The organism is Methylophaga sp. UBA5088 (assembly GCF_002414625.1).
Lineage (GTDB): Bacteria > Pseudomonadota > Gammaproteobacteria > Nitrosococcales > Methylophagaceae > Methylophaga > Methylophaga marina.
In genome coordinates this window covers 2,513-4,109 of the sequence record NZ_DIAC01000080.1, presented here as the reverse complement: position 1 = coordinate 4,109, position 1,597 = coordinate 2,513, and the positions used below count along the sequence as shown (strand labels likewise).

The following is a 1,597-nucleotide window of genomic DNA, read 5'->3' as shown; positions in this document are numbered from 1 at the left end:
GCCAGTTGTTCTTGTTGCTGTCTGTAAACCTCTGCTTTACGAACGAAGGGTAGATAGAACACTGTACTCATACCGATTGACAGTAGTTGTAATGCTACACCGTACCATGACTCAGTGATTAACCAGGCTGATAAAAGAGGTGGTGTAGTCCAGGTCGCACCGGATGAATTGACTACGTCAATCAAGCCTGATTGAAAGGCCAGCAATGATATTGCCATCAATATCAGTGGCACGGCGAAAAAGGGGGTTAAATACCGAGGGTTAAGAACGATAGGTAAACCATAAATCAAAATATCGTTAATGTTAAAGAGGCTAGGTATAACTGAAATTTTGGCGACCTTATTTTGAACACCTGTGCGTGTGGCCACTAATATGGCGATAACCAATCCCATGGTTGCGCCTGAGCCACCTATTAAAACGAAGCTTTCGTAAACAGACCGTGTTACCCAATCAGTACTGATGGCAACAACATCATTAATAAAAAATGCCCCTTGCTGGTATGACTCAATAGCAATTCCACCATGAATGCCGACAAACCATAAGCTTTGATTAATCAATACGGTGAGTGTGCTGAGCACCCATGCACCGTACCCTGTTTTCTGTGCCCAGCTTGTCATTGTATTGTACGCATCGGGGAAGTCGGGCAATACAGCAAGAAAAGCGGCAAGCAGAAAAAAGAAAACCCCGACAAGGACAATGGTCGGAGTTAATCGCATGGCATTATAAAAAGCCGTATCTGATTCGATGGATAGGTGTAATAAGTCTGGTAAACGTTTATGTGTCAACCATGAGATTAATTCAGCGGTTGCAACGCCTAATATGATCGAAAGCATCATTGATTCGATACTGAAACTAAGAGCCGAATAGCCTAATAGAGTCAACACAACGATAAAATTTATGGCCGCGCTGATAGCAATCATTAGAGGTGTGGGCACATCAGTTTCAGATGTGCTCCGACTGTTAAGTTTATAGGCTAATTGAACAGCAATAATGGTTGTCAGCGCCAAGGCAAAAAAACTAAACGTAAGATGAGTCATCTGAGTTAATGGCTCTTTCCAACCATCACCAAACAAGTTCGTCATAAACGTTTGGTATGAATTCCAGGGGAAATAGACAAGTAAGTCGAGTGTTACACGAAGTAATGTCAACGGGAGTAAAGAAACAAAACTATTACGTGTTGCTACTATCCATAACAGCATTCGTTGTTTCAATCTCTTTCTCCCTAAAGCTTTTATAAAAGTTTTTTCTAATTGAAACATAAACACAGTGAAAAAGCTGTGCAATATCTCATAAATTTATAAAAATCATCACTTAAGCGTGAAAACCTAATCTGTATTATATTCACTTAAATGTATCACATGCTTCAACATGACCGTTCTCATAGCCGGTTTTAAACCATGACACGCGTTGAGCCGAACTGCCATGTGTGAATGAGTCAGGTCGCACCACGCCGGTGGCTTGTTTTTGTAATGTATCATCGCCAATAGCACTGGCTGCTGTTAATCCTTCTTCCAGATCGCCCACTTCTAATAACTGCCTTGCTTTATTCGCGTGATGTGCCCAGATGCCAGCAAAACAATCAGCCTGTAATTCTTGC

The 1,597-nt window shown here is 41.6% G+C and carries 2 protein-coding genes; both read right to left on the bottom strand.

The window, feature by feature from the left end; translation table 11 throughout:
* Positions 1-1,211: PTS transporter subunit EIIC (locus tag B4K20_RS10195; protein WP_289282804.1), on the bottom strand; the 1,211-nt coding region annotated here is incomplete at its 3' end.
* Positions 1,212-1,341: 130 nt separating this feature from the next.
* The coding region (locus B4K20_RS10190) for a neutral zinc metallopeptidase (RefSeq protein ID WP_289282803.1) at positions 1,342-1,597 on the bottom strand (256 nt) is incomplete at its 5' end.